Below are 25,829 nucleotides of genomic sequence, written 5' to 3'. Positions count from 1 at the left end.
GTCGCCGTGACCTCGACCGACCGGGCCCTCGACGGGGAGCTTCCACGTCAGAGGCTGACCGTGGCCGAGATCGCCCACCTGGCGGGAGTGTCCGCGCCGACCGTGTCGCGGGTGCTCAACGGGCATGCGGGAGTCGCCCTGGCCACCCGGCAGCGGGTGGAGGCGGTGCTGCGGGAGCACGGATACCGGCGCCGCGACAGCGAGCCCGCGGCGATCATCGAGCTCGTCTTCCACGCCCTGGAGAGCCTGTGGGCACTGGAGATCATCCAGGGTGTCGAGCAGGTCGCCAGGGAGCATGAGCTGGCCGTGGTGCTCACCGAGATGCAGGGCCGGCTCACTCCGGGCAGGGCGTGGACCGAGCAGGTGCTCGCCCGCCGCCCCACCGGCGTCGTGGCGGTCTTCTCCGAGCTCACCGTGCAGCAGCAGTCGCAGCTCGCCACCCGTTCGATCCCCCTGGTCGTGCTCGACCCGACCGGCGAGCCGCTGCACGAGACCCCGTCGGTCGGCGCCACCAACTGGAGCGGCGGGATGGCCGCGACCCGCCACCTGCTCGACCTCGGCCACCGCCGCATCGCGATGCTGAGCGGGCCGACGCAGTGGCCGTGCTGCCGGGCGCGGCTCGACGGCTACCGCGCCGCGATGGACGCGGCGGGCGTGCCCGTGGACCCCGAGCTCGTGCGCGTGAGCACCCTGTACGTGGAGGGCGGCCTGCGTGACGGGGCCGAACTGCTGCGCCTGCCCGATCCCCCGACCGCCGTCTTCACCGCCAACGACCTGCAGGCGCTCGGCGTGTACGAGGCCGCCAGGCGGGCCGGGCTGCGCATCCCCGAGGACCTGAGCGTCGTCGGGTTCGACGACCTGTCCTTCACCCAGTGGGCCGGGCCGCCCATGACGACCGTACGGCAGCCGCTCGTGCAGATGGGGGCCGCGGCCGCGCGGATGGTCCTGGCCCTCGCGGACGGCGAGCCGCTCGAACAGCACCGGGTCGAGCTCGCGACCACCCTCGTCGTACGGGAGAGCACCGCACCGCCACACCAATAGCCGGCACAGCGATAACAGTACTTTTGGCCGGTTCTGCCCGGGCGGCCGATCTCGTAGCCTCGCTGCTGTGCGTGTAGGGGGATGGGCGGCCGACGTCGGACTCGGCGCCGTTTTCGCCGCGGTGCTGGGCTTCTGGGCTTCCCGGATCGCCGACAGCTGGGGCGGCGGCTATTGGCGGTTCGACTGCGCCGCGGGCGCGGTGGTGTGCGTGATCGCCCTGGCGCGCCGGTTCGACCCGGCGCGGGCGGCCGCGGCCGGTCTGGCCGTCGCGGCGACCGCCGTCCTGGCCGCCAGGTTCGTCGACCTGCCCAGCGAGCCCGGTCCCGGGATGGCCCTCGGCCTGGCGGTGCTGGTCGGCACGGCGGTCAGGGCACTGCCGGTCCGCACGGCCTGCGGCGTGGCGGCCGGCGGGCTGGCCGTGGCCGCCGGCAGCCTGCTGACGGCGCACACGCTCGCCGCCGGAGTGCCCTCGGTCACCCTGATGAACGTCCTGACCTGGGCCGTCGCCGTCGTGGCCGGGCTGTGCCCGCGGCTGCTCGACGCCCGCAGGCGGGCCGTCGCCGACAGGGTGCGCCGCGCGGAACGGCTGAGGCTCGCCCGCGAGCTGCACGACGTCGTCGCCCATCACGTCACCGGCATCGTGGTGCAGGCCCAGGCCGCCCGCCTGGTCGCGCGGAAGAGCCCCGAGAAGGCGGGCGACGCCCTGGCCGAGATCGAGGCCGCCGGGTCCGGCGCGCTGGCCGCGATGCGCCGCGTCGTCGGCCTGCTGCGCGACCCGGACGAGCCCGCCGCCCCCGCGCCCGGCGGGCTGGGCGGGCTCGGCGAGCTGGTCGGGCGCTTCGAGGCGGGCGGCCGTGCGGTGCGCCTGCGGCTGCCGGGCGAGGAGGAGACGGCGACGTGGCCGTCCGAGGTGGCCGGCACGGTCTACCGGATCGTGCAGGAGTCGCTGACCAACGTCTCCCGCCATGCCCCGCACGCCCGCGCGGTCACGGTCAGCGTGGAGCGGGACCGTGAGACGCTCACCGTCGAGGTCGCCGACGACTCGCCGCGGGGCCCCTCGCGGCACCACCAGCGCGGCGGGTACGGCCTGATCGGGATGCGCGAGCGCGTCGAGGCACTCGGCGGCACGCTGCGCGCCGGGCCGAGTCCGGGGTCCGGCTGGTCGGTGCTCGCCACCCTGCCCGTGCCCCGGTCACAGGCGCTGCCGGAGCGGGCACGCCGATGACGATCAGGGTGTTGGTGGCCGACGACCAGGCGATGGTCCGCGGCGGCCTGCGGCTGATCCTGGAGGACCAGCCCGACATCGAGGTGGTCGCCGAGGCGGCCGACGGCGCCGAGGCAGTGGAGGCGGCCCGGCGGCTGCGGCCCGACGTGTGCCTGGTGGACGTGCGCATGCCCCGGCTCGACGGCATCGAGGTCACCCGCGCCCTGGCCGGGCCCGGCGTCCCCGACCCGCTGCGGGTGGTCGTGGTCACCACGTTCGACCTGGACGAGTACGTCTACGGCGCGTTGCGGGCGGGTGCGACCGGCTTCGTACTCAAGGACTGCGGCCCCGCCCTGCTCGTGGAGGCCGTGCGGGCCGCCCACCAGGGGGACGCCCTGGTCTCCCCGTCGGTCACCCTGCGGCTGCTGCGCCACCTGACGGCTCAGCTGCCGGCCTCCGGCGGGGCGGATCATCCGCTCTCCAACCGCGAGCTGGAGGTCGTCCGGGCCGTCGCCCGGGGCCGTACGAACCAGGAGATCGCGGCCGAGCTGTTCATCTCACTGAGCACGGTCAAGAGCCACGTGGCCGGCATCCAGGCCAAGCTCGGCCTGCGCAACCGGGTCGAGGTCGCGGCCTGGGCCTGGGAGAACCGCATCGCTCGGCCCTGATCGTCCCGTTTTATCGCGTTTTGTCCGGTTTTGCCTGGGCAGAAGGCAGGCAGCCGAACACAAGGAGGGTGGCAGTATGGCCGTCAGCGGCATCATCTCCGCCATAATCATCGGACTCATCATCGGCGCTCTCGGCCGGCTGGTCGTTCCCGGGCGTCAGGCCATCCCTATCTGGCTGACCGTGGTCATCGGTATCATCGCGGCCCTCATCGGCTCGGCGATCGCCCGGGGCCTGGGAGTCGCCACCACTCCCGGGATCGACTGGATCGAACTGATCATCCAGGTGGCCCTCGCCGCCGTCGGCGTCACGGCCGCGGTGGCGTTGTACCGCCGCAGAAGCGTCGGGTAGGCCCTCACTCCGCCGATGGCCCCGGCTCTCGGACCGGGGCCATCGGCGTGCCCGGACTGTAGTGGTCTTTGCGAAATCACCGACATCTATTGATTCCCCCCGTCACGGCTCGGCGTACGGTCGTTAACCAGGGGCTTTCCTGAGGGAAGCAGCGGTCCGCGGGAACGATCCGGGGGAAGTGGTCCGCGATGGACCAGGCGGTCCTTGCACGTGTTCCGGAGGTCTTCGCTCGTCGTGTGGGGCCGGCGCTCGGCCTTGCCGACGAGGCCGACGTGGTGGCCAGGGCCTGCCACGCGATGGCGACGCGCTTCCACGGCGGCGGCAGGCTCATCGTCTTCGGCAACGGCGAGGCCGCCACCGACGCCCAGCACATCTCGGTGGAGTTCGTCCACCCGGTGATCGTGGGCAAACGGGCGCTGCCGTCGTTCTCGCTCACGAGCGACGTGGCGACGATCACGGGGGTGGCCGCGACCGCGGGCCTGGAGGAGGTCTTCGCCCACCAGCTTCGCCGTCTCGCCGCGCCGCAGGACATCGCGCTGGGCATCTCTTCCGACGGCGGCTGCGTGAACGTGCTCAGAGGCCTGGAGACGGCGCACCGGCTCGGCCTGCTCACGCTGGCGCTGACCGGCGGCGACGACGGCGGCCCGATCGGCCGCAGCCCGGCCGTCGACCACGTCCTGATCGCCCGCTCCGCCGATCCCCGCGTGGTCAAGGAGGTGCACGTCACCACTTACCACATCCTCTGGGAGCTGGTGCACGTGTTCTTCGAGCAGCCCGGCGTGCTGGATCCACGGGTCCTCCCATGAACTGCCACGACGAGACATGCGTCACCTGCTCGGACGAGGCCGTCGCGGTGACCGTCGTACGGCTCCTGGAGCGGGACCTCGCCCTCGTCGACACCGGCCGGGGCCGGGAGGTGGTCAGCGTCGCCCTGGTGGAGGCCGAGCCCGGCGACACCATCCTGGTCCACGCCAAGGAGGCCATCGCGGTCGTGAGGGAGATGAGGCAGTGAGCGACATCGAGGCGCTGTACCCCTTCCTCTACTCGAGGTCCACGGACCTCGACGCGGTGATGACCTCCGTACGCGAGTCGACGGTGGAGAAGGTCGACGAGATCGTCACCCTGCGCCGGACGGTGCTGGAGCGCGACGGGGAGCGGATCGCCGCCTGCGCCGAGGCCATGGCGGGGGCGTTCGCGGCGGGAGCCCGGCTGTTCGCCTTCGGCAACGGGGGCAGCTCGACCGACGCCCAGGACGTGGCCACGCTCTTCATGAACCCCGGCTTCACGAACACCGGCTTCATGAACACCGGCGGGACCGCGCGGCCCCTCCCCGCGTTCGCCCTCACGGCCGACATCGCGGTCGTGACGGCGCTGGCCAACGACATCGGCTTCGAGGTGGTCTTCGCCCGGCAGCTCGCCGCGTCCGCCTTCGCGGGAGACATCGCACTGGGCCTGTCCACCAGCGGTAACTCGCGCAACCTCATCGCCGCGTTCGAGGAGGCCGACCGGCGCGGCATGCTCACGGTCGGGCTGGCCGGCTACGGCGGCGGCCAGATGGCCGAGCTCGGCACCATCGACCACCTGTTCGTGGTGCCCTCGGCCTCGGTCCACCGGATCCAGGAGGCCCAGACCACCATCTACCACGCGCTCTGGGAGCTGACCCAGCAAGCGCTGATCCGATCGGAAGCTGGTGACAGCGATGACGGCGCCTGACGGACAGAAGGAGCCCGTCATCCACATCCTGTGGATAAATGCCGGGCTGAGCTGCGACGGCGACTCGGTCGCGCTCACCGCCGCGACCCAGCCGAGCATCGAGGAGATCGTGCTCGGCGCGCTGCCCGGCCTGCCCGAGGTCGCGGTCCACTGGCCGCTGATCGACTTCGAGTGCGGCCCGATGCAGGGCGCCGACACCTTCATCGAGTGGTACTTCAAGGCCGACCGGGGTGAGCTCGACCCGTTCGTGCTGGTCATCGAGGGATCGATCCCCAACGAGTCGATCAAGCGCGAGGGCTACTGGTGCGGGTTCGGCAACAACCCCGACACCGGCCAGCCGATGACGACCAGCGAGTGGCTCGACCGTCTCGCGCCCAAGGCGACCGCCGTGCTCGCCGCCGGCACCTGCGCGACGTACGGCGGCATCCACGCGATGGCGGGCAACCCGACCGGGGCGATGGGCGTGGCCGACTACCTGGGCTGGGACTGGCGATCGAAGGCAGGGCTGCCCATCGTCAACGTGCCCGGCTGCCCGATCCACCCGGACAACCTGTCGGAGACGATCCTCTACCTGCTCTACCAGCTCGCCGGGCAGGCGCCGATGATCCCGCTGGATCACATGCTGCGCCCCACCTGGCTGTTCGGCCAGACCGTGCACGAGGGCTGCGACCGGGCGGGCTACTACGAGCAGGGCCAGTTCGCCACCGAGTACGGCTCGCCGAAGTGCCTGGTGAAGATCGGCTGCTGGGGGCCGGTCGTGAAGTGCAACGTGCCCAAGCGCGGCTGGATCAACGGCATCGGCGGCTGCCCCAACGTGGGCGGCATCTGCATCGCCTGCACGATGCCCGGCTTCCCCGACAAGTTCATGCCGTTCATGGACGAGCCGCCCGGCGCCCGCGTCTCCTCCACCGCGAGCGCGGCGTACGGCACGGTGATCCGGACGCTGCGCAGCATCACGTTCAAGACGGTCGACAAAGAGCCGAAGTGGCACAAGAAGGGCCGCGAACTGCTCACCGGTTACAAGGCCCCCTGGAGTTAGCGATGACGCAGGAACGCGAACTGGTCGAGATGGCCTGGGATCCGATCACCAGGATCGTCGGGAGCCTCGGCATCTACGCGAAGGTCGACTTCGCCAACCGCGAGGTCGCCGAGTGCTACAGCACCTCGTCGGTGTTCCGCGGCTACAGCATCTTCATGAAGGGCAAGGACCCGCGCGACGCGCACTTCATCACCAGCCGCATCTGCGGGATCTGCGGCGACAACCACGCGACCTGCTCGGTCTACGCCCAGAACATGGCGTACGGCGTGCGCCCGCCGCACATCGGCGAGTGGATGATCAATCTCGGCGAGGCGGCCGAGTACATGTTCGACCACAACATCTTCCAGGAGAACCTGGTCGGGGTCGACTACTGCGAGAAGATGGTCCGCGAGACCAACCCGGGCGTGCTGGCGCAGGCCGAGCGCACCGAGGCCCCGCACGCGGCCGACCACGGATATCGCACGATCGCCGACATCATGCGCTCGCTGAACCCGCTGGAGGGCGAGTTCTACCGCGAGGCGCTGGCGATGAGCCGCACCACGAGGGAGATGTTCTGCCTGATGGAGGGCAGGCACGTGCACCCCTCCACGCTCTACCCCGGCGGGATCGGGACGGTCGCGACCGTGCAGGTGTTCACCGACTACCTCACCCGGCTGATGCGGTACGTCGAGTTCATGAAGCGGGTCGTCCCGATGCACGACGACCTGTTCGACTTCGTCTACGACGCGATGCCCGGCTACGAGCAGGTGGGCCGGCGGCGAGTGATGCTCGGCTGCTGGGGCAGCTTCCAGGACCCCGAGCACTGCGACTTCGACTACCGGAACATGAACGACTGGGGCCGCAGGATGTTCGTCAGCCCAGGGATCGTGGTGGACGGGGAACTCGTCACCAATGACCTGGTGGACATCAACCTCGGCATCCGCATCCTGCTGGGCAGCTCCTACTACGACGACTGGGCCGACAGGGAGCCGTTCGTCACCGAGGACCCGCTGGGCAACCCGGTGGACATCCGCCATCCGTGGAACCAGCACACGATCCCGCATCCGCAGAAGCGCGACTTCACCGACAAGTACAGCTGGGTGATGTCGCCGCGCTGGTTCGACGGGCAGAACCTGCTCGCGCTCGACACCGGCGGCGGGCCGCTCGCCCGTCTGTGGGTCACCGCCCTGTCGGGCCTGGTGGACATCGGCTACGTCCGGTCCACCGGCCACAGCGTGGAGATCAACCTGCCGAGGACGGCGACCCGGCCGCAGATGTCCTTCGAGTGGCGGATTCCCCGGCGCAACGGGGAGTTGCTGTCCAACGCCATCGAGCGCAACCGGGCCAGGACGTACTTCCAGGCGTACGCCGCCGCGTGCGCGCTGCACTTCGCGGAGCAGGCGCTGGGCGAGGTCCGCCAGGGGCACACCCAGACGTGGTCGCCGTTCACCGTGCCCGACGAGGCGATCTCCTGCGGCTTCACCGAGGCCGTTCGGGGCGTCCTGTCGCACCACATGGTGATCAGGGACGGCAAGATCGCCAACTACCACCCGTACCCGCCGACGCCGTGGAACGCCAGCGTGCGCGACTTCAACGGCACCCCGGGGCCGTACGAGGACGCGGTGCAGAACACGCCGATCTTCGAGGAGAACCCGCCGGAGAGCTTCAAGGGCATCGACATCATGCGCACCGTCCGCAGCTTCGACCCGTGCCTGCCCTGCGGCGTCCACATGTACCTCGGCCGGGGCAGGCAGCTGCGCGTGGTGCACAGCCCGCACGCGTTCACGGGGACGCCATGACGTACGACGTGGCCGTGTCGGGCGAGCGGATCGAGCGACTGCTCGGTGCGCTGATGGGCTCGGAAACCCGTGCCACGGCGGAGGAACTCCTGCGGGAGATCGTCGGCCTCTACGGCGCGGGCCTCGAACGCGTCATAGCGATCGTCACCGAGGCCGGGGCGGCCGGCGCGCTGCGCGGTCTGGCGGAGGACCCGCTGGTCTCGGGCCTGCTCGTGCTGCACGACCTGCACCCGCTGACCACCGCCGAGCGGGTGCGGGCCGCGCTCGACGGCCACCCCGCCGAGCTGCTGAGCGTGGAGGGCGGCGTCGTACGGCTGCGCCTGGAGGGGGCCTGCGGCTGCCCCTCGTCGCGGATCGCCGTCACCGAGTCGATCGAGCGCGCCATCGCCCGGGTGGCCCCCGAGGTGGCGCGGGTGGACGTCGAGAGCGCCGTGACCCTGCTGCAGATCGGCAGGCGCCCGGCATGAGCACCGGCCTGCGCCGCTTCCGCGAACCGGCCCGGGCCGAGTCGGCGGAGCGGTGCGAGATGTGCGCCGAACTCCTGGACGGCGAGCACGGGCATGTCGTCGACCTGGAGACCCGGGCGTTGATGTGCGTGTGCCGGGGCTGCCGTCTGCTGTTCGTCCGGCCGGGCCAGGGACGGTATCGCGCCGTGCCCGACCGCTTCCTCTACGCGCCGTCCTTCCAGGTCTCCCCCGCCGACTGGGACGACCTGGGCATCCCGGTGCGTACGGCGTTCTTCTTCCACAACTCCTCACTCGGCCGGACCGTGGCCTTCTATCCCAGCCCGGCCGGGGCGACCGAATCGCTGCTCCCGCTCGCGACCTGGGAGCGGGTGCTCGCGGCCAACCCGGCGCTGGCGGACGCCGAGCCCGACGTCGAGGCGCTGCTGGTGGACCGGGCTCCCGACGGGTCGTTCTCCTGCCATCTCGTGCCGATCGACGCCTGCTACCGGCTCGTCGGCCTCGTGCGGCTGCATTGGAAGGGCTTCGGCGGCGGGCGGGAGGCGTGGGAGGCCATCGACGGCTTCTTCGCCGCCCTGCGCCGGCGGGCCCGCATCGTTGAAAGGGGCTGAACTTGGACGGTGATCTCCGCTTCGACTGCCTGGGCGCCCGGCCCGAGCCGTACGCGGCCTCGCCCACGCTCGTCTTCCGCCTGCGCGTCACCGACCCCTCCCCCGAGGGCGTCCACGCCATCGCGCTGCGCTGCCAGATCAGGATCGAGCCGCGCCGCAGGCCGTACGGGCCGCAGGAGGCGGCGTTGCTGGCGGACCTGTTCGGCGAGCCGGCCCGGTGGGGTGACACGCTGCGGCCGGTGCAGTTCGCCATGGCGCAGGCGATGGTGCCCGCCTTCACCGCGAGCACGGAGATCGACGTGACCGTGCCGTGCGGCTACGACCTGGAGGTGGCCGCGGGCCGATACTTCGCCTCCTTGGACGACGGCGAGATCCCGCTGCTGCTGCTGTTCAGCGGGACCGTGCTGGCCCGCTCCGGCGCCGGGGTGAGCATGCGGCAGATCCCCTGGCACTGCGAGACCCGCCACCGCCTGCCGGTCGCGGTGTGGCGCGAGACGATCGACACCGCCTTCCCCGGCTCCGGGTGGCTGCGGCTGCGCCGCGACACCGTGCGCGAGGTCCTCCGCTTCAAGTCCGAACGCGTGCTCGCGACCGTCGATGAGGCGATCGAGCTGCTTCTTGAAGAGGCGGGCCTGAAGGAGGGAGCGCGGTGACCGCGCCGATGGAGGCGGCCCGCCGCGTCGCGGACGCCGTGCTGTACGAGGGCTACCTGCTCTACCCCTACCGCGCCTCGGCCGCCAAGAATCGCATGCGCTGGCAGTTCGGCGTGCTCGTGCCGCCCAACTACCCCGGCGAGCCGTCGGGCAGCGTGACCGAGTGCCTGCTGGAGGCCCCCGGCGAGGCCCAGCTCGACTTGCGCCTGCGGTTCCTGCACGTCAGGAGCAGGACGGTCGAGCATGAGGAGGACGACGGCTACTGGCCCGTGCCGAAGCTGACCGTCGGCGGGCGCGACTACCTCAGCTTCGACGAGGCCACCGAGCGGGAGGCCCGGACCGGGCTGAGCCTGACACACGTGACGAGTGGGCGGCGCACGATCGAGGTCCGGGTGCCCGGCGACCGCGTCATCGAGAACATCGCCGGCCCCGGCGGCGAACGCACCGGCCGGATCGTCTGCGAGCACCAGCAGCTCGACGCGGAGATGCGGATCTCCGCCGAACGGCTGCCCGGGCCGTACGGGCTGGTCCGCCTGCGGGTCGAGGTGGAGAACACGGCCCACTGGGAGCGGGCGGACGCGCCGCGCGAGGAGGCCCTGCGCCGCTCGCTGGTCGCCGCCCACCTGCTGATCGGGGTGAGCGGAGGGGCCTTCGTGTCGCTGCTCGACCCGCCGATGTGGGCCGAGGCGGCGGCGCGGCAGTGCCGCAACGAGAACACCTGGCCGGTCCTGGTGGGCGAGCCCGGCCGCCGCGACGTCGTGCTGTCCTCGCCGATCATCCTGTACGACCACCCGGCCATCGCCCCGGAGAGCCCGGGCGACCTGTTCGACTCGACCGAGATCGACGAACTGCTCACGCTGCGCACGCTGACCCTGACCGAGGAGGAGAAGCGGGAGGCCCGGGTCACCGACCCGCGCGCCGCCGAGATCCTCGAACGGGCCGCCGACCTGCCACCGGAGCTGCTCGAACGCCTCCACGGCGCCATTCGTCACCTGGAGGTCCCCACCAGGACGACACCTGAGGACGACGCCGTGACCGTGGCCGGGGTGCGGATCGCCAGGGGGAGCCGGGTGCGGCTGCGGCCCGGCCACCGCCGCGCGGACGCGCACGACATGTTCCTGGCCGGGCGGATCGCCCGGGTCGAGGCGGTGTTCCTCGACGTGGACGGGCTACGCCACCTGGCCGTCACGCTGGAGGACGATCCCGGTTCCGATCTCCAACGCGAGCAGGGACGCTTCCTCTACTTCGCGCCGGACGAGGTGGAACCCGCATGAGAACCCTGGTGGCCGGTGTGGGCAACGTCTTCCTCGGCGACGACGGTTTCGGCGTGGCGGTGGCCCGCCGCCTCGCCGCCACCGGGGTGCCCGACGGCGTGGAGGTCGGCGACTTCGGCATCCGGGGCATCCATCTCGCCTACGAGCTGACCTCGGGATACGACCTCACGATCCTCGTGGACGCGATCCCTGCGGGACGGGCCCCCGGCACGCTCAGCGTCCTGGAGCCCACCCTCCCGGAAGCGGCGCCGGCCTTCGTGGACGCGCACGCGATGACCCCCGACGCGGTGCTCACGCTGGCCTCCGGCCTCGATCTCCCGCGGGGCGGCAGAGTCCTGCTGGTCGGCTGCGAGCCCGCCGACGTGACGCCGGGGATGGACCTGAGCCCGCCGGTCGCGGCGGCCGTCCCCGAGGCCGCCGGCCTCGTGCTCGAACTGATCGCGGAGGAGGGACGGCGATGGTGAAACGCCTGGTCTTCGCGCTGCTGGCGGCCGGGCTGGCCGTGCTGGTCGTCCAGTCGCTGCCCGACATCCGACGTTATCTGCGGATCAGAAGGATGTGACCCCGATGCACGAGTTCGGGATCGCCGAGGCCGTGGTCGACGCCGTCGAGCGCCGGGCCGCCGGCAGGCGGGTGCGCCGCGCCCGGGTGCGGGCGGGCGCGCTGCTGCGCATCGCCCCGCACGCCCTCGACCAGGCCTTCTGCCTGGCCTCCGCCGGCACGGTCGCCGAGGGCGCGACGCTCGACCTGGTCATCGAGCCCGTACGGCTCATCTGCCGGGGCTGCGGGCACTCCGCGATGTGCGCCGACCCGCTCACGATCTGCGGATTGTGCGGCGGGATCGACGTCGACACCGAGGGCGGCGACAGCCTCGTCCTCGAATCCATCCAGCTCGACCCCGACATCACTGCGGAGGCGTCCTATGTGCCTGGGCATTCCGGGCGAGATCGTGGAGATTCCGCCCGACCAGACTGACCTCGCCAGGGTCGACGTGAGCGGGGTCCGGCGGGCCGTCAACATCGGCCTGCTCGACGGGCAGCCCCTGCGGCCCGGCGACTGGGTCCTGATCCACGTCGGCTTCGCGCTGTCGAAGATCGACGAGGCCGAGGCCAGGGCCGCGCTGGAGTTCCTTGAGGGCATCGGCCAGGCGTACGAGGACGAGCTGGCCGCGCTGCGTGACTCGTCCATAGAGAGGTGAGGGACCCATGCGCTTCGTCGACGAGTACCGCGACGCGGACAAGGCGCGGGCGCTGTCCGCCAGGATCGCGAGCCTGTGCGAGCCGGGCCGGGCCTACAAGTTCATGGAGGTGTGCGGCGGCCACACCCACACCATCTACAAGCACGGGCTGGAGGACTACCTGCCCGAGACGATCACGCTGGTGCACGGCCCCGGATGCCCGGTCTGCGTGATCCCGATGGGCCGCGTGGACGACGCGATCCACATCGCGGAACGGCCGGACGTGATCATGACGTCGTTCGGGGACATGATGCGGGTGCCGGGCGGGCGCGGGTCGTTCTTCGACTCCACGGCCCAGGGCGCCGACATCCGCATGGTCTACTCGCCGCTCGACGCCCTGAAGATCGCCCGGCGCGAACCGGACCGCCAGGTGGTCTTCATGGCCATCGGGTTCGAGACCACCGCGCCGTCGACCGCCATGACCGTGCTGCGCGCGGCGGCCGAGGGCGTGCGGAACTTCTCGGTCTTCTGCAACCACGTGACGATCATTCCCGCGATCAAGGCGATCCTGGACTCGCCCGACCTGCGTCTCGACGGCTTCATCGGGCCCGGCCACGTCTCCACGATCATCGGCTGCCGGCCGTACGAGTTCATCGCCCGCGGCTACGGCAAGCCGCTGGTCGTGGCGGGCTTCGAGCCGCTGGACATCCTCCAGTCGGTCTACATGCTGCTGCTCCAGCTCGCCGAGGGCCGGTCGGAGGTCGAGAACCAGTACGCCCGGGTCGTACCGTGGGCGGGCAACATCCGTGCCCTGCGGGCCGTCAACGAGGTGATGGAGCTGCGGCCCTACTTCGAGTGGCGCGGCCTGGGCTTCATCTCCCACTCGGCGCTGCGGATGCGCGAGAAGTACGCGGCGTACGACGCGGAGCGGCTGTTCGACATACCCGGCAACCGGGTGGCCGACCCCAAGGCCTGCCAGTGCGGCGAGGTGCTCAAGGGCGTGCTCAAGCCGTGGGAGTGCAAGGTGTTCGGCACGGCCTGCACGCCGGAGACGCCGATCGGCACCTGCATGGTGTCGTCCGAGGGCGCCTGCGCGGCCTATTACAACTTCGGCCGGTTCTCCCGCCAGCGGGTGAGGGAGGCGACCCGGTGACAGAGACGACCCGTGAGCAGCAGGTTCTCGAACGCATCGACCGCGCCCGGCAGCGGAAGGCCCGCGTGCGCGAGGAGCGCATCACGATGGCCCACGGCGCCGGCGGCAAGGCGACCCAGACCCTGATCGAGGCGGTCTTCCTCGACGCGTTCCGCAACCCGCTGCTCGAGCCGTTGGAGGACGGCGCGGTGTTCGGCGCGGGCGGCGCGCGGCTCGCGTTCACGACCGACTCCTACGTGGTCTCCCCGCTGTTCTTCCCCGGCGGCGACATCGGCGACCTCGCCGTCAACGGGACCGTGAACGACCTGTCGGTGTGCGGGGCCCGGCCGCTGTACCTGTCGGCCGGCTTCGTCCTCGAGGAGGGGTTCCCGGTCGAGGACCTGCGGCGCATCAGCGCGTCGATGGCGCGGGCCGCCGCGGCGGCGGAGGTGTCGATCGTGACCGGGGACACCAAGGTGGTGCAGCGCGGCAAGGCCGACGGCTGCTACGTCACCACGGCCGGCGTGGGACTGCTGGAGCGGGACGCGCGCCTCGGCGTCGCACACGCCCGTCCCGGTGACGCCGTCCTCGTGTCCGGCCCGGTCGGCGAGCACGGTGTCACGATCATGCTGGCGCGGGGCGAGCTGGACATCGAGGCCGACGTGACGTCGGACACCGCTCCCCTCAACGGCCTGGTCGCCGCCCTCCAGGCCGCTGTCGGCGAGGAAGTTCGGTGCCTGCGGGACGCGACCCGGGGCGGCGTCGCGACGATACTGAACGAGATCGCCCGCGCCGCCGGCGTCGCCGTCGTGGTCGAGGAGGACGCCGTGCCCGTACGGCCGCCCGTACGCGGGGCCTGTGAGCTGCTGGGCATCGACCCGCTCTACGTCGCCTGCGAGGGCCGGATGGTCGCGGTCGTGGACGGGGACGCGGCCGAATCCGCGCTCGCCGCGCTGCGGGGCCACCCGCTCGGCGCGGGCGCCGCGATCGTCGGCCGCGTCCGGGACGATCCCCCGGGCCTGGTGCTGCTGAAGACCGCCTTCGGCGGCACCCGGATCATCGACGTGCTGGTCGGCGACCCGCTGCCGCGGATCTGCTGACCGGGAGGTGACTTCATCATGAGTGAAACCGAACGACCGGACACCGAGGCCAAGCGGGCGGGCGACCTGGCGTTCCGGCCGGAGGCCGCGGGCGAGCCCGGACCCGGGCGGAAGCCGTCCGCCGAGGAGGAGACGGGCGTGACCGCGGGCGAGACGCTCACCCGGGGCGGTGAGGAGCTCGCCAAGCAGAAGCAGGAACCCGGCCGTGACCAGGCGGGCGTGAAGGGCAAGACCGACCGTCCGCACGGCCGCTCGACCCTCGAGGACTCCACCGGCATCGCACCGGAGGGGCCCATCGACGAGGAGAGCCCGCCGCTGCCCGCGGGCGACCAGGGCGGCTAGGTCGTGTCGCGGGCGGCGGCGACGGCGGCCTGACCGAGGCTGACGCCGCCGTCGTTCGGGGGGACGCGGTGGTGGGTGAGCACCGTGAAGCCGCGCTCCTCCAGCAGGGTCACGGCCCGGCCGAGCAGCAGCAGGTTCTGGAACACGCCGCCCGACAGGGCCACCGTGGACAGGCCCGTGGCGTGACGGATCCACGCGCATCCGGCGGCCACGATCCCGGCCACCGCGTTGTGGAACCGCGCGGCGACGACGTCGCGCGGGACACCCGCGCGCAGGTCGTCGGCGACCGCGCGGACCAGCTCCGCGCCCGGGACGGCGAACCGCGTGCCCGAGGAAACGAGGCCGCAGGGATAGGCGTCGTCCACCGCGGGGTCGGCGAGCTGCTCGAACTCGACCGCCGCCTGGCCCTCGTAGGTGATCGTGTCGCGGACGCCCGCGATCGCCGCCACCGCGTCGAACAGGCGGCCCATGCTGGAGGTGGGGGGCGCGTTCCCGCCCCGGCGGGCCAGCGCGACGACGGCCGCCCACTGCCCGGCGTTGCGGCGTACGACGTCCAGGTCCTCGGGGACGTCTCCGTCGTAGGCGAGATCGAGGTAGGCGGCCGCCATGCGCCAGGGCTGTCGGATCGCGGTCGCGCCCCCGGGCATCGGCACCGGCGTCAGGTGGCCCGCCCGTTCGAAGCCGGCCAGGTCGGCGACGAGGAACTCGCCGCCCCACAACGTGCCGTCCGAGCCGTAGCCGAGGCCGTCGAAGGCCACTCCTGCGACCGGCCCGGCGACGCCGTTGTCCGCCAGGCAGGAGGCGACGTGGGCGTGGTGGTGCTGCACGCCGATGAGGTCCGCGTCCTGATCGAGGGCCCACTTCGTGGACAGATATTCGGGGTGCAGGTCGTGGGCGACCACCTCGGGCGTGATGTCGAACAGCCGCCGGAAGTGCTCGACGCCCTCGGTGAACGACCGCAGGGTCTCGTAGTTCTCCAGGTCGCCGATGTGGTGGGAGACGAACGCACGGTCATCCTTGACCAGGCAGAACGTGTGCTTCAGCTCGGCGCCGCAGGCGAGCACGGGCCGGCGGGCCGCCCGGGCGAGCGGCAGCGGGTGCGGCACGTATCCCCGCGACCGCCTGATCGGCAGGTCGCGGCCCCGGAAGACCCGTACGACCGAGTCGTCCGTACGGATGTGGATGGGGCGGTCGTGGGTGAGGAAGGCGTCGGCGATGCCGCCGAGCCGTTCCAGAGCGTCGTCGTCCCGGTAGGCGATGGGCTCGTCGGAGACGTTGCCGCTGGTCAGCACGATGGGCCGGCCCAGCGCCCGGAGCAGCAGATGGTGCAGCGGGGTGTAGGGCAGCAGCACGCCCAGCCACCGGTTGCCCGGCGCTACGGACGGCGCGACGGACGCGCCAGGCAGGCGCCGCAGCAGCACGACGGGGCGGGCGCAACCGGTCAGCAGGCGCTCCTCGGCCGGGTCCACCACGCACAGCCGCCGCACCGCGGCCGCGTCGCCCGCCATCACCGCGAAGGGCTTGTCCTCGCGATGCTTGCGGGATCGCAGCGCCGCCACGGCGGGCTCGTCCGCCGCGAGCGCAGCCAGGTGATAGCCGCCGAGTCCCTTGACCGCCAGCACGCCGCCCTCCCGCAGCAGCCGCACGGCCCGCTCCAGCGGGTCGCCGCCGCCGACGGGGCCGGCGAAGCGCAGCGAGGGCCCGCAGGCGGGGCAGCACACGGGCTGGGCGTGGAAGCGCCGGTCGGCGGGGTCGTGGTATTCCCGGGCGCAGTCCGCGCACATCGGGAAACCGGCCATCGTCGTGTTGGCCCGGTCGTAGGGCACGTCGCGGACGATGGTGAAGCGCGGGCCGCAGCCGGTGCAGTTGGTGAAGGCGTAGCCGCACCTGCGGTCGGCCGGGTCGGTCAGGTCGCGCAGGCAGGCGTCGCAGGTCGCCGTGTCCGGCGAGACGAGCGCGTGCCGGTCCCCGCCGGCCGCGCTCGGCGCGATCACGAAGGTCCTGCGGCCGGTGACGGGCGCGGGGCCCGTGCTGATCCGCTCGATGACCGCCAGCGGCGGCGGGTCGCCGGTCAGCGCGGCGAGGAACTCCTCGACCAGCGCGCTGCCGCCCTCGACCTCGATGAAGACTCCGCGCTCGTCGTTGCCGACCAGCCCGGCGAGGCCGAGCCGCATGGCCAGGCCGTACACGAAGGGCCGGAAGCCGACCCCCTGCACGATCCCCTCGACCCGGACGGCGACGGCACGCCTGCTCACCTGCCCATTGTCTCAGCCGGGCAGGTCGAGCACGTCGTCGAGGGCGACGACCTCGATCAGATGGCGCAGGTAGGGGGTGAGGGCGACGATCCGGAAGGCCGTCCCGCGCTCCTCCGCGTCACTGTAGGCGTTCATCACGACGGCCATGCCGGATGAGTCGATGAAGTTCAGCCCCGCCAGGTCGAATTCGAGCACGTCGACGCCTTCTGCGAGCGTCTTGGCCACCTCGGCGGACGCGTCCTGCGCGGTGGTGTAGTCGAGCTCGCCGGTCATCACCAGGCGGGCCGCGCCGGGCTCGGGAGTGAGCGACTCGACCTGCAACGGGGGCGTGTCCTGCATCAGACGCTCGTCTCTGTTCGCTGATCCGCACAGCACGTCCGTGCCGCGGCGACGCCCTCGTTCAGCAGCGCCCGGGCGTGGGGGCAGTCTGTCAGTACGTCATGGAAAACACGCAGCCCGAGCACGACGGACTCCGCAGGCACCTTCCTGGCCGCCAGCACCTGGCAGGTCCAGGTGACGAAATCGGTGAACAGCGCGGCGTCGTGGACGTACAACGCGGCGATCAGGAAGTCGGCGATATAACCGAGATCCTCGGCGGTGTGCTCCAGTTGCCGCGCGCTGTAGCCGCCCATCGGGGCGTACGCCTCCTTGAGCGTGTCCATGACGCGGGCCAGCAGGTCGGCGCGGTGCCGGGTCAGGTACGCGTACTCCTCGCCACCGAAATGAACCGCGGCGTCGCCGTGGCCGTCGTGGGCGGCGGGGAAGGACGGCAGCCCGGCGGCGAGCCGGTCGGCCGCCGCGTCGGCGGTGGGCGCCCACGCGTCCGCGCCGAGCAGGCGGGCGAAGCGGCCGTCGACGCCGAACCCGGCCCCACCGGCGAGCACGGGGATGCCCACGGCCTGGCAGGCCGCGATGGTGGCGTGCGCGCGGGGCAGCCGGGTCGGCAGCGTGCAGCCGAGCGCGACCACCTCGGGCCCCGTCTGGTGCAGGTGCGTGATCAGGTGCGGGCCGGGCACGCTGGCCCCCAGGAAGTCGACGTGCCATCCCCGCAGCCGAAGCACCTCCGCCATGATGCGGGTGGGCAGCGCGTGATACTCGCCGTCGGCGCAGGCGACGGCCACCCGGCCGCGGGTCGCCGTGGGCCGGACGCGCCCGCTGACGGCGGCCACCACGCGCTCGCTGACCGCGGTCGCTCCGTGCTCGCGCGCCACCGACCACTCGTTCGACGCCCACAGCTCGCCCACCCGGCGCTGGCCCGGGGCGACGATCCGCAGCAGCACGTCCTCGGCGGGGACGCCCTCGTCGATCAGGCCCAGGACCAGGTCGACCGCGCCGTACTCGTCGGCCCGGCCGATCAGGTCCAGGTAGCGCCCGGTGGCGGCCTCCAGGTCCTGACTCATCACGATGTCTCCGTCCGTCCCGTCCCCGCGCGTACGGCGAGCAGGGCGCGGTCGTCCTGCTGCCCGCCGCCGCCCGGGCCGCCGCCCAGCCACTCGGTGCTGAGCTGCTCCAGCCGCTCCACCAGGGCCTCGACCGGCATTCCGGCGCAGGTCGCCAGCGCCTCCCTCAGCCGTTCCTCGCCGAACATCTCCCGGCCGCTCGGGCCGCCGAACGCCTCGGTGATGCCGTCGCTGTACAGCAGGCACACCTCGCCGGGCGCCAGGTCGAGTGTGACGGGCCACAGGCTGATCTTCTTCAACGCGCCGAGGATGGAACCCCGGACGGCGACCTCCTCCACCGTGCCGTCCCGGCGCAGGACCAGCGGCGCCGGGTGCCCGGCCACGGCCAGGTCGACCAGCACATGATCTCCGGGTGCGGTCCGCAGCGCGGCGAGGATCATCGTGACGAAGGAGTTCGGCGACGGGGAGGCGAGCAGCGACCGGTTGAGCAGTTCGAGCAGCCGGTCGGGACGGCTTTCCAGCAGCAGCAGCGTGCGCAGGCTGTGACGGACCTGGCCGGCCAGGACCGCCGCGCGGGCGCCCTTGCCGCAGACGTCGCCCAGGATGACCAGCGGCGGCCGCTCCACGATCCCGCTGTCGGGCGCCGCGTCGGGCAGGTAGACGTCGTAGAAGTCGCCGCCGATGGCGCCCGCCTGCTGCGAGGCCCGCAGCCGACCGGCCACCCGCATGCCCTCGATCTCCGGCAGCTCGGGCGGCAGCAGGTCGCCGGTGAGGATGGCGTTGATCGTGCTCTGCTCCCGGAACAGGGATGCCGCCGAGATCGCGGCGCCGGCCCGGGTGGCGAGGTCGCGCGCCATCATCTGGTCGTCGTCGTCGAACGGCGGCCGTCCGGCGCGGCGGGCGAGCGCGATCGCCCCGGCGGGCACGCCGTTGCCGGGCAGCGGGAGCACCAGCAGGTGGCCGGCCGGACCGAACCCCTCCGGCAGCAGCCAGTCCGGCGCGCCGCCCGGGTCCTGTTGTCCTGCGACGCCGTGCCGCAGGCCCGCGAGCGCGTCGGTCAGGCCGGGCACCTCCGCCGCCGCTGCGGCCGGCAGGGCGCCCTCCTCCGGGCCGTACCGGCCGGAGACGGCGCGCACCCACTCCATCCGGCGGCGGGAGGTGGGCGGCAGCAGCACGATCGCCATGTCGGACAGGAATTCGGCGCCCAGCTCCGTCGCGGCCCGGGCGCACCGGTGCGGGTTGAGCGAGGCGGACAGGCGGCGGCCGGCCTCCAGCAGGAACTCGGTGCGCCGCGCCGCGCTCAGGTCGGTGAGATACCAGGCGAGCCGGCCGCCGCTGACCGCCTTTGCGCGAATCCGGATCGCCCGGCCGCCGTGGATCACGGTCCGGCCCTCGGGGGCCGACGGGACGGAGTCGAGCGGCGCGGGTGCGGGCAGGCACGGCTCGACCCCCGGCACCAGGCGGGCCGCCGCCGCGTTGGCCAGCGTCACGACGCCGTCCGCGTCGCACAGCACGATGCCCTCGCCGCTGCCTTCGAGCAGCGCCGCCACGAGGTCGGGGACCAGGTCGGCCGAACCTGCGGCGCCTTTCACCCGTGCGTTCCCGTCATGGCCGCGCCCCCCGATTCCTGTTCGTCGCTCCAGACTACCTTTGTCCCAAAATCGACAGCCTGACGACGGGCCGGGGTCGTGTTCCGGCCCCGGCGCGCCGCGCCGGGGCCCGCTCCGCCCCCTACTCGGCCCGGATGTTGTCGATGTGGAAGGTGCCGGGGCTCACCCAGACGAACATGCCACGCACGTCCTTGAGGTCCTCCGTCGTGCAGGACATCGCCGAGGTGAGGTCGATCTCCACCGTCCCCGTGCCGTCCTGGTTCTGCCAGCCCCAGGTGGACTGGCACCAGGCCCAGCCGGAGCCGGTCTGCAGCGCGACACTGGTCGAGGTGCCCGCGGCCCCCGTCCTGATGTCGTACTTCAGCGTGCCCTTGGCCGACAGATCGACGGGCTCGGGGAAGGCCGCGCCGAACCAGCCGCCGCCGGTCGCGTCCACCCGCAGCCCGTGGGTGCCGTCGGTGGCCCACTCGGCGGACTGGGCGACCGCGCCGGCGTCGCTCTGCCAGTTGCCGGGCGCCCAGCCCTGCACGCCGTCCTCGAAGGAGAACAGCCTGATCGCCGCGCCCGGGTCAGGCTTGACGGTCACCGTGATCGTGGCGGTGCCGGACCACCGCAGCAGGCTGTCACGCACCCGGTAGGTCGCCGTGGCCCGGCCGCTGAAGCCCTCCGCGGGGGTGAAGGCGACCGTCCCCGACGCGTCGGCGGTGAACGTGCCGCCGGTCACCGTCAGGCTCGCCTGGCGGCCCGCCGTGGCCGGGTCGAGGTCGAGCGTCTCCGGCCTGATCCTGGAGAGGTACGCGATGTCGTTGGCGGTGGCGTCCACCGTGACCGGCGTGCCGAAGGTCGTGACGGCCGTGTCGTCGTCGGCCACCGGCGGGAAGAGCGGCGGCCTGCCGCGGATCGCCGCCGAGGCGTTGGTGATCGTCGTGCACACCGGGCCGGGGCAGTAGACGGTGAAGCCGTCGTAGTCGGGATAGAGCGTGCCGTCGTCCTGCGTGCCCGCGATCAGCCAGTACAGGAAGCCCGCGCCGCCGCCGGACACGAACGCGTCCGTCCACTCCCGGTAGACGGGGTTGCGCTCGGCCTTGCTCAGCAGGCCGAACTCGCCGAGCATCACCGGTTTGCCGATCCTGCGGCCGTCGGCGAGGTGCTTCTTGATCCAGGTCGTCCCCCAGGCGGCGTCCTTGCCCCATCCGTCCGGATAGAGGTGCAGGGACATCAGGTCCATCTTCGGCAGCTTCGCCAGTGCGACGGTGTCCACGCCCTCGCCGCAGTTGTCGGTCCAGTCGGAGCCACCGGGATCGGTGCAGTAGAAGCCCTCGTCACCCGCGCCCACCAGGTGCCTGGCGTCCACCGACTTGATGTGCCGGGACATCTCGTCCGCCCAGGCCGTGACGGTGGCCGTGGTGCAGCCGGGCGAGGTCGGGTAGTTGCCCGACCCCTTGCACCGGGGTTCGTTGGCCAGCTCCCAGGCCATGATCGTGGGGTCGTCCTTGTAGGCGACGCCGGTCAGCGTGTTGACCCGGTTGAGCAGGTGGCTGATCCAGTCCTTGAACCAGCCCTTGATCGTCGGGTTCGTGTAGAAGTCGTCGTGATACTGGCCCTTGGCCCAGCGGACGTACTGGTCCATGCCGCCGTAGGCGTTCCAGTTGTTGACGAACGGGATGACCAGCTTGATCCCGGACTGCCTGGCCTTCCACAGCACGTAGTCGAGGTGCTCCAGGCCGTCCGCCCCGTCGTTGTAGGCGGGTCCGGTCCCATCCCAGTAGTGGAAGTAGACGCCGTCCGCCTTGCCCTGGATGGAGTCGGACCCGTCCTGGTCGCCGATGTCCAGCGACCCCCAGTTGCGGATCACGGACAGGTCGGCGGCCTTCGCGCGGGCGAACACGTCGTCCACCATCGCGTGCGACTTGTACATCAGGTAGTAGTTGTTGGCCCCGGCGAAGCGGAAGGGCTTGCCGTTCAGCGTGAGGTGGGCGCCCACGCGTTTGACGAAGCCGGAATCCCCGGTCGCGGCGCTCGCCGTGGCCGGCGCGGCCGTCAGCCCCGCGAGCACGGCGGCCAACACGGCAGCCGTACGCAGTCCTCTCATCGACGCTCCTTGTGGTCGGGGAGGCCCGGGCCGGTCAGGTGCCCGGGTCGTCGTCCTGCAACAGGACGAGGGCGGCGGCGCCGAACAGTCCGGCGTCGCGGCCCAGGGAGGTCGGGTCCACCCGCAGGCGCCGCAGGAAGCCGAGCCCGGCGTTCCTCTCGATCGCCTGCCTGAGCGGGTCGAACAGGATCGGCCCCGCAGCGGCCACGCCCCCTCCGATGACGACGTGGTCGAGGTCGAACAGGGCGGACGCCGTGAGCACGGCGGTGGCCAGCGCGCCGGCCGCGCGCCGGAAGGCGAGTGTGGCGGTGGGGTGCCCGGCCCGGGCGTCGGCGGCCAGCGCCCGCGCGTCCTCACCGGTCCAGCCGTTCGCGGCGGCCCACCGGACCATGCCGGGCCCGCTCGCGATGGTCTCGACGCAGCCGACGCCGCCGCAGGGGCACGGCTCGCCGCCGGGATCGACCGTGATGTGGCCGATGTGCCCGGCGTTGCCGGTCGGGCCGACGTACGGCACGCCGTCGAGGACGAAGCCCCCGCCGACACCGGTGGAGACCACCATGCCGAGCATGGCCCGGCTCCGCGCCGCACCGTCCTCGCTCAGGCCGCGCCACCACTCCCCGAGCGCCATGCATTGGCCGTCGCCCGCGAGCCGTACCGGCCGGCCGGGCAGCACCTCGCCGAGCGTGTCCACCAGCGGGAACTCGCGCCAGGCCGGGATGTTCACCGGGCTGACGGTGCCCCTGCCCGGGTCGAGCGGCCCGGCCGAGCCGACCCCGATCCCGTCGAGGCGGGCGGGCGGCACGCGCTCGGTGATCCGGCCCACGACCTCCGACAGCGTCCGATCGGCCGATCCCGGGCCGCGCAGCGGCACCTCGGCGCGGGCCAGCATCTCGCCGTCGGGCGCGACGGCCGCGGCCGCGAACTTCGTGCCGCCGATGTCCACCGCGAGGACGGTCATCGCCGGGTCCCCGGCCACTCAACCACGCTGACTCCCGCCTCGTGCCTGACGAACGCGCCACTTAACCGGATAAGGTCCGGCCAAGGTATTCGGTGCGCGACCACCACGTCAACGGGCGATCATCGGCGTGATCCCCCCGCGACCTTCACGAGTCCCGACCGGGGCGAGAAAGCGCAGCCAGGCACGGGTGAGCAGCCCGTCGCGGGGTACGCCGCGACGGATCGGCCGAACCGGTTCAGTGGAGAAAGGTTCACCACGACAGGGGGTATCCATAATTCCGATGGGTTAGGTAGGGTTAGCGGGTGCATTTCGACTACACCATGGCGATCGGCTCGTTCCTGGTCGCCGTCGTCGTCGGCCTCACCGGCATGGGCGGCGGCGCCCTGATGACGCCCATGCTCGTGACGTTCTTCGGCGTGCCGCCCCTCGCCGCCGTCTCCAGCGACCTCGTCGCCGCCGCCGTCATGAAACCGGTGGGCAGCCTCGTGCACCTGCGCCGGGGGACGGTCAACCTGCGGCTCGTCGCCTGGCTGTGCGCGGGCTCGGTCCCCGCGGCGTTCTGCGGAGTGCTCGTCGCCCGCGCCCTGGGCAAGGGCGAGGCCGTGCAGGAGGTGATTCAGAAGGGCCTCGGCATCGCCCTGCTCATCGCGGCCGGGGGTCTGGCCGTACGCGGCTACCTCGCGATGCGCGACCGCGCCGAGGGCCGCACCCCCGCGACCGGCCGCCGCACCGCCGCCCCCGGCGAACCGGCCGCGACCGAGATGCCCTCCGTCACCGTGCGGCCGCTGCCGACCGCGCTGGTGGGGGCCGTCGGCGGGCTGGTGGTCGGCCTCACCTCGGTCGGCTCAGGCTCTCTGATCATCGTGGCCCTGCTGGCGCTCTACCCCGCGTTGAAGGCCAACCAGCTCGTCGGGACCGACCTGGTCCAGGCCGTGCCGCTCGTCATGTCGGCCGCGCTCGGACACCTGCTCTTCGGCGAGTTCACGCTGTCGGTCACGGTCGCGCTGCTGGTGGGCTCCATCCCCGGCGTCTACCTCGGCTCGCGGATCTCCTCGCGCGCCCCCGGCGGGCTGATCCGCCGCGTCCTGGCGTTCGTGCTGCTCGCGTCGGCGCTGAAGATGTTCGGCGTCGGCAACACCCAGACCGTCTGGGCGCTGGTCGCCGTGCTGCTGCTCGCCCCGGCCTTCTGGATGGTCCTGCGTGTGCGGTGCGGCCTGCCCGCGCTCCCCTGGAGGCGGGAGGCTCAGGCCGCCGGGAGGTGACGGCGCAGGAAGTCCATGGCCAGCCCCCACGCCGTACGGCCCGCCTCCGGATTGTGGAACATCGGCGCGAAGAAGTTGTGGAAGGCGTGGCCGGCCTCCTCCTGGACGTGGACCTCCACGTTCGGCCGTCCGGCCGCCGCGTCCTCCACGACCGCCACCCTGTCGCGGGGGATGTAGGGGTCACGGCCGCCGAAGTGGAACTGGATCGGGCAGCGGACGTCGCCCATCAGCTGCGGCGCGTCCGGCACGGCCGAGCCGTAGAAGGACACCACGGCCGACAGGTCGCTCCCGCCGGCGCGGGCGGCGACCGCGTAGGCCAGCGAGCCCCCGAGGCAGAAGCCCAGGGCGCCGGTCCCGCCCGTCACCTCGGGCCGCGCCGCGAGCGCGGCCAGCGCGGCGGCGCAGTCGTCCGCCCCCTTCTCCGGGTCGAAGTCCGCCGACAGCTCCAGCGAGGCGCGCAGCCCCTCCTCGTCGTGCGCGGCTGCCCAGCCGGGGCGCAGCCGCCAGAACAGGTCCGGCACGCCCACGACGTAACCGAGCTCGGCGAGGTCGGCGGCGACCGCCCTGATGTAGTCGCTCACGCCCCAGATCTCCGGGATCAGCAGCAGCCCCGGGCCGCTCCCCCGCTCCGGAATCCACAGGCGCAGGTCGAAGCCGCCGTCCGCGACCGTCACCGTCTGCGTGCGCTCGGGCATCGTTCCTCCCATCCGCGTGCCGACGGCGATCATACGCGTCTCGTCCTACAGGTCGCGCAGCGCGGGAAGGAGCTCCTTCTCCGACCACTCGAAGAACTCCCGCTGGCGCTCCCGTCCGACCTGCACGAGCGCGAGGTGGGTGAAGCCGGCCTCGGTGTACTGCCGCACGGCCTCGACCACGGCGCCGACGTCCGCGCCACAGGGCACCTTCTCCGCCACGTCCTCCGGCCGTACGGTCTCGGTCGCGGCGGCGAAGTTGACCGGTGCGGGCAGCTCCGACATGACCTTCCAGCCTGCCACCGACCAGCGCCACAGGCGGTGCGCCCGCTCGACCGCGGCGTCCTTGTCGGGGTCGTAGCAGACGGCCAGCTGGCCGTAGACGGGCTTGCCCTCGCCGCCGGACGCGGCGAACTTCTCCACCAGCGACCCGTCCGGGTCGGTCGCCACGAGGCCGTCGCCGAGCTCGGCCGCGATGTCCACCGACTGCTCGCCGGACGCGGCGACCGCGATGGGCACCGGCCGTTCCGGCAGGTCGAACAGCCGGGCCGAGTCGATGTCGAAGTACTCGCCGCGGTAGTTGCGGTAACCGCCCTGGAAGAGCTCCTTGATGACCTCGATGGCCTCGCGGAACATCTCGTGCCGGGTGTTGACCGGCGGCCAGCCGTGCCCCACCACGTGCTCGTTCAGGTTCTCGCCCGCGCCCACGCCGAGGGTGAAGCGGCCGTCGCTGAGCACTCCCATCGTGGCCGCCTTCTGCGCCACCACCGCCGGGTGGTAGCGCATGATCGGGCATGTCACGTATGTCATCAGCGGCAGCCGTTCGGTGGCCTGCGCCGCCGCGCCCAGCACCGACCAGGCGTACGGAGAGTGGCCCATCTCCTCCAGCCACGGGAAGTAGTGGTCGGAGATGACCGCGTAGTCGAAGCCCACGCGCTCGGCGGTGACCGCGTCCTCCACCAGCTCCTTCGCGGGCGTCTGCTCGCACATCAGGGTGAAACCGATCTCTGCCATA

The 25,829-nt window shown here is 72.4% G+C and carries 29 protein-coding genes; 21 read left to right on the top strand and 8 right to left on the bottom strand.

Annotated features, from left to right (window positions below):
* Nucleotides 1-6: 6 nt before the first annotated feature.
* The 20 genes from FH610_RS37425 to FH610_RS37335 all read left to right on the top strand — a co-directional run bounded on the left by FH610_RS37425 (nt 7) and on the right by FH610_RS37335 (nt 14,545).
* Complete coding sequence (locus tag FH610_RS37425; RefSeq protein ID WP_139579962.1) at nt 7-1,041, top strand: LacI family DNA-binding transcriptional regulator; 1,035 nt, start codon at nt 7-9, stop codon at nt 1,039-1,041.
* 67 nt (nt 1,042-1,108) lie between these two features.
* Complete coding sequence (locus tag FH610_RS37420; protein WP_139579961.1) at nt 1,109-2,266, top strand: sensor histidine kinase; 1,158 nt, start codon at nt 1,109-1,111, stop codon at nt 2,264-2,266.
* Nucleotides 2,263-2,913 carry a response regulator gene (locus FH610_RS37415; protein WP_139579960.1) on the top strand — a complete coding sequence of 217 codons (651 nt, stop codon included), beginning with the start codon at nt 2,263-2,265 and terminating at the stop codon, nt 2,911-2,913. The genes FH610_RS37420 and FH610_RS37415 overlap by 4 nt, the downstream gene beginning before the upstream one ends.
* A gap of 76 nt (nt 2,914-2,989) precedes the next feature.
* A complete protein-coding gene (locus tag FH610_RS37410) occupies nt 2,990-3,262 on the top strand; it encodes a GlsB/YeaQ/YmgE family stress response membrane protein (protein ID WP_139579959.1) in 273 nt (90 codons plus the stop codon).
* A gap of 236 nt (nt 3,263-3,498) precedes the next feature.
* Nucleotides 3,499-4,068: a D-sedoheptulose-7-phosphate isomerase gene (locus FH610_RS37405; protein WP_240809424.1), complete on the top strand. Its 570-nt coding sequence runs from the start codon at nt 3,499-3,501 to the stop codon at nt 4,066-4,068.
* On the top strand, nt 4,065-4,274 hold the full coding sequence (locus FH610_RS37400; RefSeq protein ID WP_139579957.1) for a HypC/HybG/HupF family hydrogenase formation chaperone: 210 nt from the start codon (nt 4,065-4,067) through the stop codon (nt 4,272-4,274). Before FH610_RS37405 ends, FH610_RS37400 begins: the two co-directional genes overlap by 4 nt.
* Nucleotides 4,271-4,975 carry a D-sedoheptulose-7-phosphate isomerase gene (locus FH610_RS37395; protein WP_240809423.1) on the top strand — a complete coding sequence of 235 codons (705 nt, stop codon included), beginning with the start codon at nt 4,271-4,273 and terminating at the stop codon, nt 4,973-4,975. Before FH610_RS37400 ends, FH610_RS37395 begins: the two co-directional genes overlap by 4 nt.
* Nucleotides 4,962-6,014, top strand: coding sequence for an NADH-quinone oxidoreductase subunit B family protein (locus FH610_RS37390; RefSeq protein WP_139579956.1), 1,053 nt, complete (start codon nt 4,962-4,964; stop codon nt 6,012-6,014). The genes FH610_RS37395 and FH610_RS37390 overlap by 14 nt, the downstream gene beginning before the upstream one ends.
* A 2-nt stretch (nt 6,015-6,016) precedes the next feature.
* Entirely contained in the window at nt 6,017-7,792 is a 1,776-nt protein-coding gene (locus FH610_RS37385) for a nickel-dependent hydrogenase large subunit (protein WP_139579955.1), read from the top strand.
* On the top strand, nt 7,789-8,259 hold the full coding sequence (locus tag FH610_RS37380; RefSeq protein ID WP_139579954.1) for a NifU family protein: 471 nt from the start codon (nt 7,789-7,791) through the stop codon (nt 8,257-8,259). The genes FH610_RS37385 and FH610_RS37380 overlap by 4 nt, the downstream gene beginning before the upstream one ends.
* Nucleotides 8,256-8,867: a DUF5947 family protein gene (locus FH610_RS37375; protein WP_139579953.1), complete on the top strand. Its 612-nt coding sequence runs from the start codon at nt 8,256-8,258 to the stop codon at nt 8,865-8,867. Before FH610_RS37380 ends, FH610_RS37375 begins: the two co-directional genes overlap by 4 nt.
* 2 nt (nt 8,868-8,869) lie before the next feature.
* Entirely contained in the window at nt 8,870-9,520 is a 651-nt protein-coding gene (locus FH610_RS37370; protein WP_139579952.1) for a DUF6084 family protein, read from the top strand.
* On the top strand, nt 9,517-10,794 hold the full coding sequence (locus FH610_RS37365) for a hypothetical protein (protein ID WP_205826346.1): 1,278 nt from the start codon (nt 9,517-9,519) through the stop codon (nt 10,792-10,794). The genes FH610_RS37370 and FH610_RS37365 overlap by 4 nt, the downstream gene beginning before the upstream one ends.
* A complete protein-coding gene (locus FH610_RS37360; protein WP_139579951.1) occupies nt 10,791-11,258 on the top strand; it encodes a hydrogenase maturation protease in 468 nt (155 codons plus the stop codon). The genes FH610_RS37365 and FH610_RS37360 overlap by 4 nt, the downstream gene beginning before the upstream one ends.
* Nucleotides 11,252-11,356: a DUF6893 family small protein gene (locus tag FH610_RS45765; RefSeq protein WP_420813763.1), complete on the top strand. Its 105-nt coding sequence runs from the start codon at nt 11,252-11,254 to the stop codon at nt 11,354-11,356. Before FH610_RS37360 ends, FH610_RS45765 begins: the two co-directional genes overlap by 7 nt.
* Nucleotides 11,357-11,361: 5 nt before the next feature.
* A complete protein-coding gene (locus FH610_RS37355; protein ID WP_139579950.1) occupies nt 11,362-11,769 on the top strand; it encodes a hydrogenase maturation nickel metallochaperone HypA/HybF in 408 nt (135 codons plus the stop codon).
* A complete protein-coding gene (locus tag FH610_RS37350) occupies nt 11,744-11,992 on the top strand; it encodes a HypC/HybG/HupF family hydrogenase formation chaperone (protein WP_352241253.1) in 249 nt (82 codons plus the stop codon). Before FH610_RS37355 ends, FH610_RS37350 begins: the two co-directional genes overlap by 26 nt.
* A gap of 7 nt (nt 11,993-11,999) precedes the next feature.
* A complete protein-coding gene (hypD, locus tag FH610_RS37345) occupies nt 12,000-13,124 on the top strand; it encodes a hydrogenase formation protein HypD (protein ID WP_139579948.1) in 1,125 nt (374 codons plus the stop codon).
* The gene (gene hypE, locus FH610_RS37340) at nt 13,121-14,203 is read left to right on the top strand and encodes a hydrogenase expression/formation protein HypE (RefSeq protein WP_139579947.1); all 1,083 of its coding nucleotides are present in this window, start codon (nt 13,121-13,123) and stop codon (nt 14,201-14,203) included. Before hypD ends, hypE begins: the two co-directional genes overlap by 4 nt.
* An 18-nt stretch (nt 14,204-14,221) precedes the next feature.
* Entirely contained in the window at nt 14,222-14,545 is a 324-nt protein-coding gene (locus tag FH610_RS37335; RefSeq protein ID WP_139579946.1) for a hypothetical protein, read from the top strand.
* On the opposite strand, the gene hypF is transcribed toward FH610_RS37335, so the two are convergent.
* From hypF to FH610_RS37305, 6 genes are all read right to left on the bottom strand, one after another.
* Nucleotides 14,542-16,800, bottom strand: coding sequence for a carbamoyltransferase HypF (gene hypF, locus FH610_RS37330; protein ID WP_139579945.1), 2,259 nt, complete (start codon nt 16,798-16,800; stop codon nt 14,542-14,544). The two genes, FH610_RS37335 and hypF, sit on opposite strands and share 4 nt — an antisense overlap.
* A gap of 12 nt (nt 16,801-16,812) precedes the next feature.
* Entirely contained in the window at nt 16,813-17,139 is a 327-nt protein-coding gene (locus FH610_RS37325; RefSeq protein WP_139579944.1) for an STAS domain-containing protein, read from the bottom strand.
* Nucleotides 17,139-18,200 carry a cobalamin B12-binding domain-containing protein gene (locus FH610_RS37320; protein WP_139579987.1) on the bottom strand — a complete coding sequence of 354 codons (1,062 nt, stop codon included), beginning with the start codon at nt 18,198-18,200 and terminating at the stop codon, nt 17,139-17,141. Before FH610_RS37320 ends, FH610_RS37325 begins: the two co-directional genes overlap by 1 nt.
* On the bottom strand, nt 18,200-19,792 hold the full coding sequence (locus FH610_RS37315; RefSeq protein WP_139579943.1) for a PP2C family protein-serine/threonine phosphatase: 1,593 nt from the start codon (nt 19,790-19,792) through the stop codon (nt 18,200-18,202). Before FH610_RS37315 ends, FH610_RS37320 begins: the two co-directional genes overlap by 1 nt.
* Before the next feature lie 139 nt (nt 19,793-19,931).
* Complete coding sequence (locus FH610_RS37310) at nt 19,932-21,902, bottom strand: cellulase family glycosylhydrolase (protein WP_139579942.1); 1,971 nt, start codon at nt 21,900-21,902, stop codon at nt 19,932-19,934.
* A gap of 34 nt (nt 21,903-21,936) precedes the next feature.
* A complete protein-coding gene (locus tag FH610_RS37305; RefSeq protein WP_240809422.1) occupies nt 21,937-22,878 on the bottom strand; it encodes an ROK family protein in 942 nt (313 codons plus the stop codon).
* 284 nt (nt 22,879-23,162) lie between these two features.
* On the opposite strand from FH610_RS37305, the gene FH610_RS37300 reads away from it, so the two are divergent.
* Nucleotides 23,163-24,122 (top strand): sulfite exporter TauE/SafE family protein, encoded by a 960-nt coding sequence (locus tag FH610_RS37300; RefSeq protein ID WP_240809421.1) that lies wholly within the window; start codon nt 23,163-23,165, stop codon nt 24,120-24,122.
* Here the strand turns inward: FH610_RS37300 and FH610_RS37295 are convergent.
* Nucleotides 24,104-24,817: a dienelactone hydrolase family protein gene (locus FH610_RS37295; protein WP_139579941.1), complete on the bottom strand. Its 714-nt coding sequence runs from the start codon at nt 24,815-24,817 to the stop codon at nt 24,104-24,106. The two genes, FH610_RS37300 and FH610_RS37295, sit on opposite strands and share 19 nt — an antisense overlap.
* A gap of 45 nt (nt 24,818-24,862) precedes the next feature.
* A complete protein-coding gene (locus FH610_RS37290; RefSeq protein WP_139579940.1) occupies nt 24,863-25,828 on the bottom strand; it encodes an LLM class F420-dependent oxidoreductase in 966 nt (321 codons plus the stop codon).
* Between the last annotated feature and the right edge of the window lies 1 nt (nt 25,829).

This window comes from Microbispora catharanthi (genome assembly GCF_006334915.2).
Classification (GTDB): Bacteria; Actinomycetota; Actinomycetes; order Streptosporangiales; family Streptosporangiaceae; genus Microbispora; species Microbispora catharanthi.
Note: the sequence above shows the minus strand (reverse complement) of the source record. Positions and strands in the feature narration are given on the sequence as shown.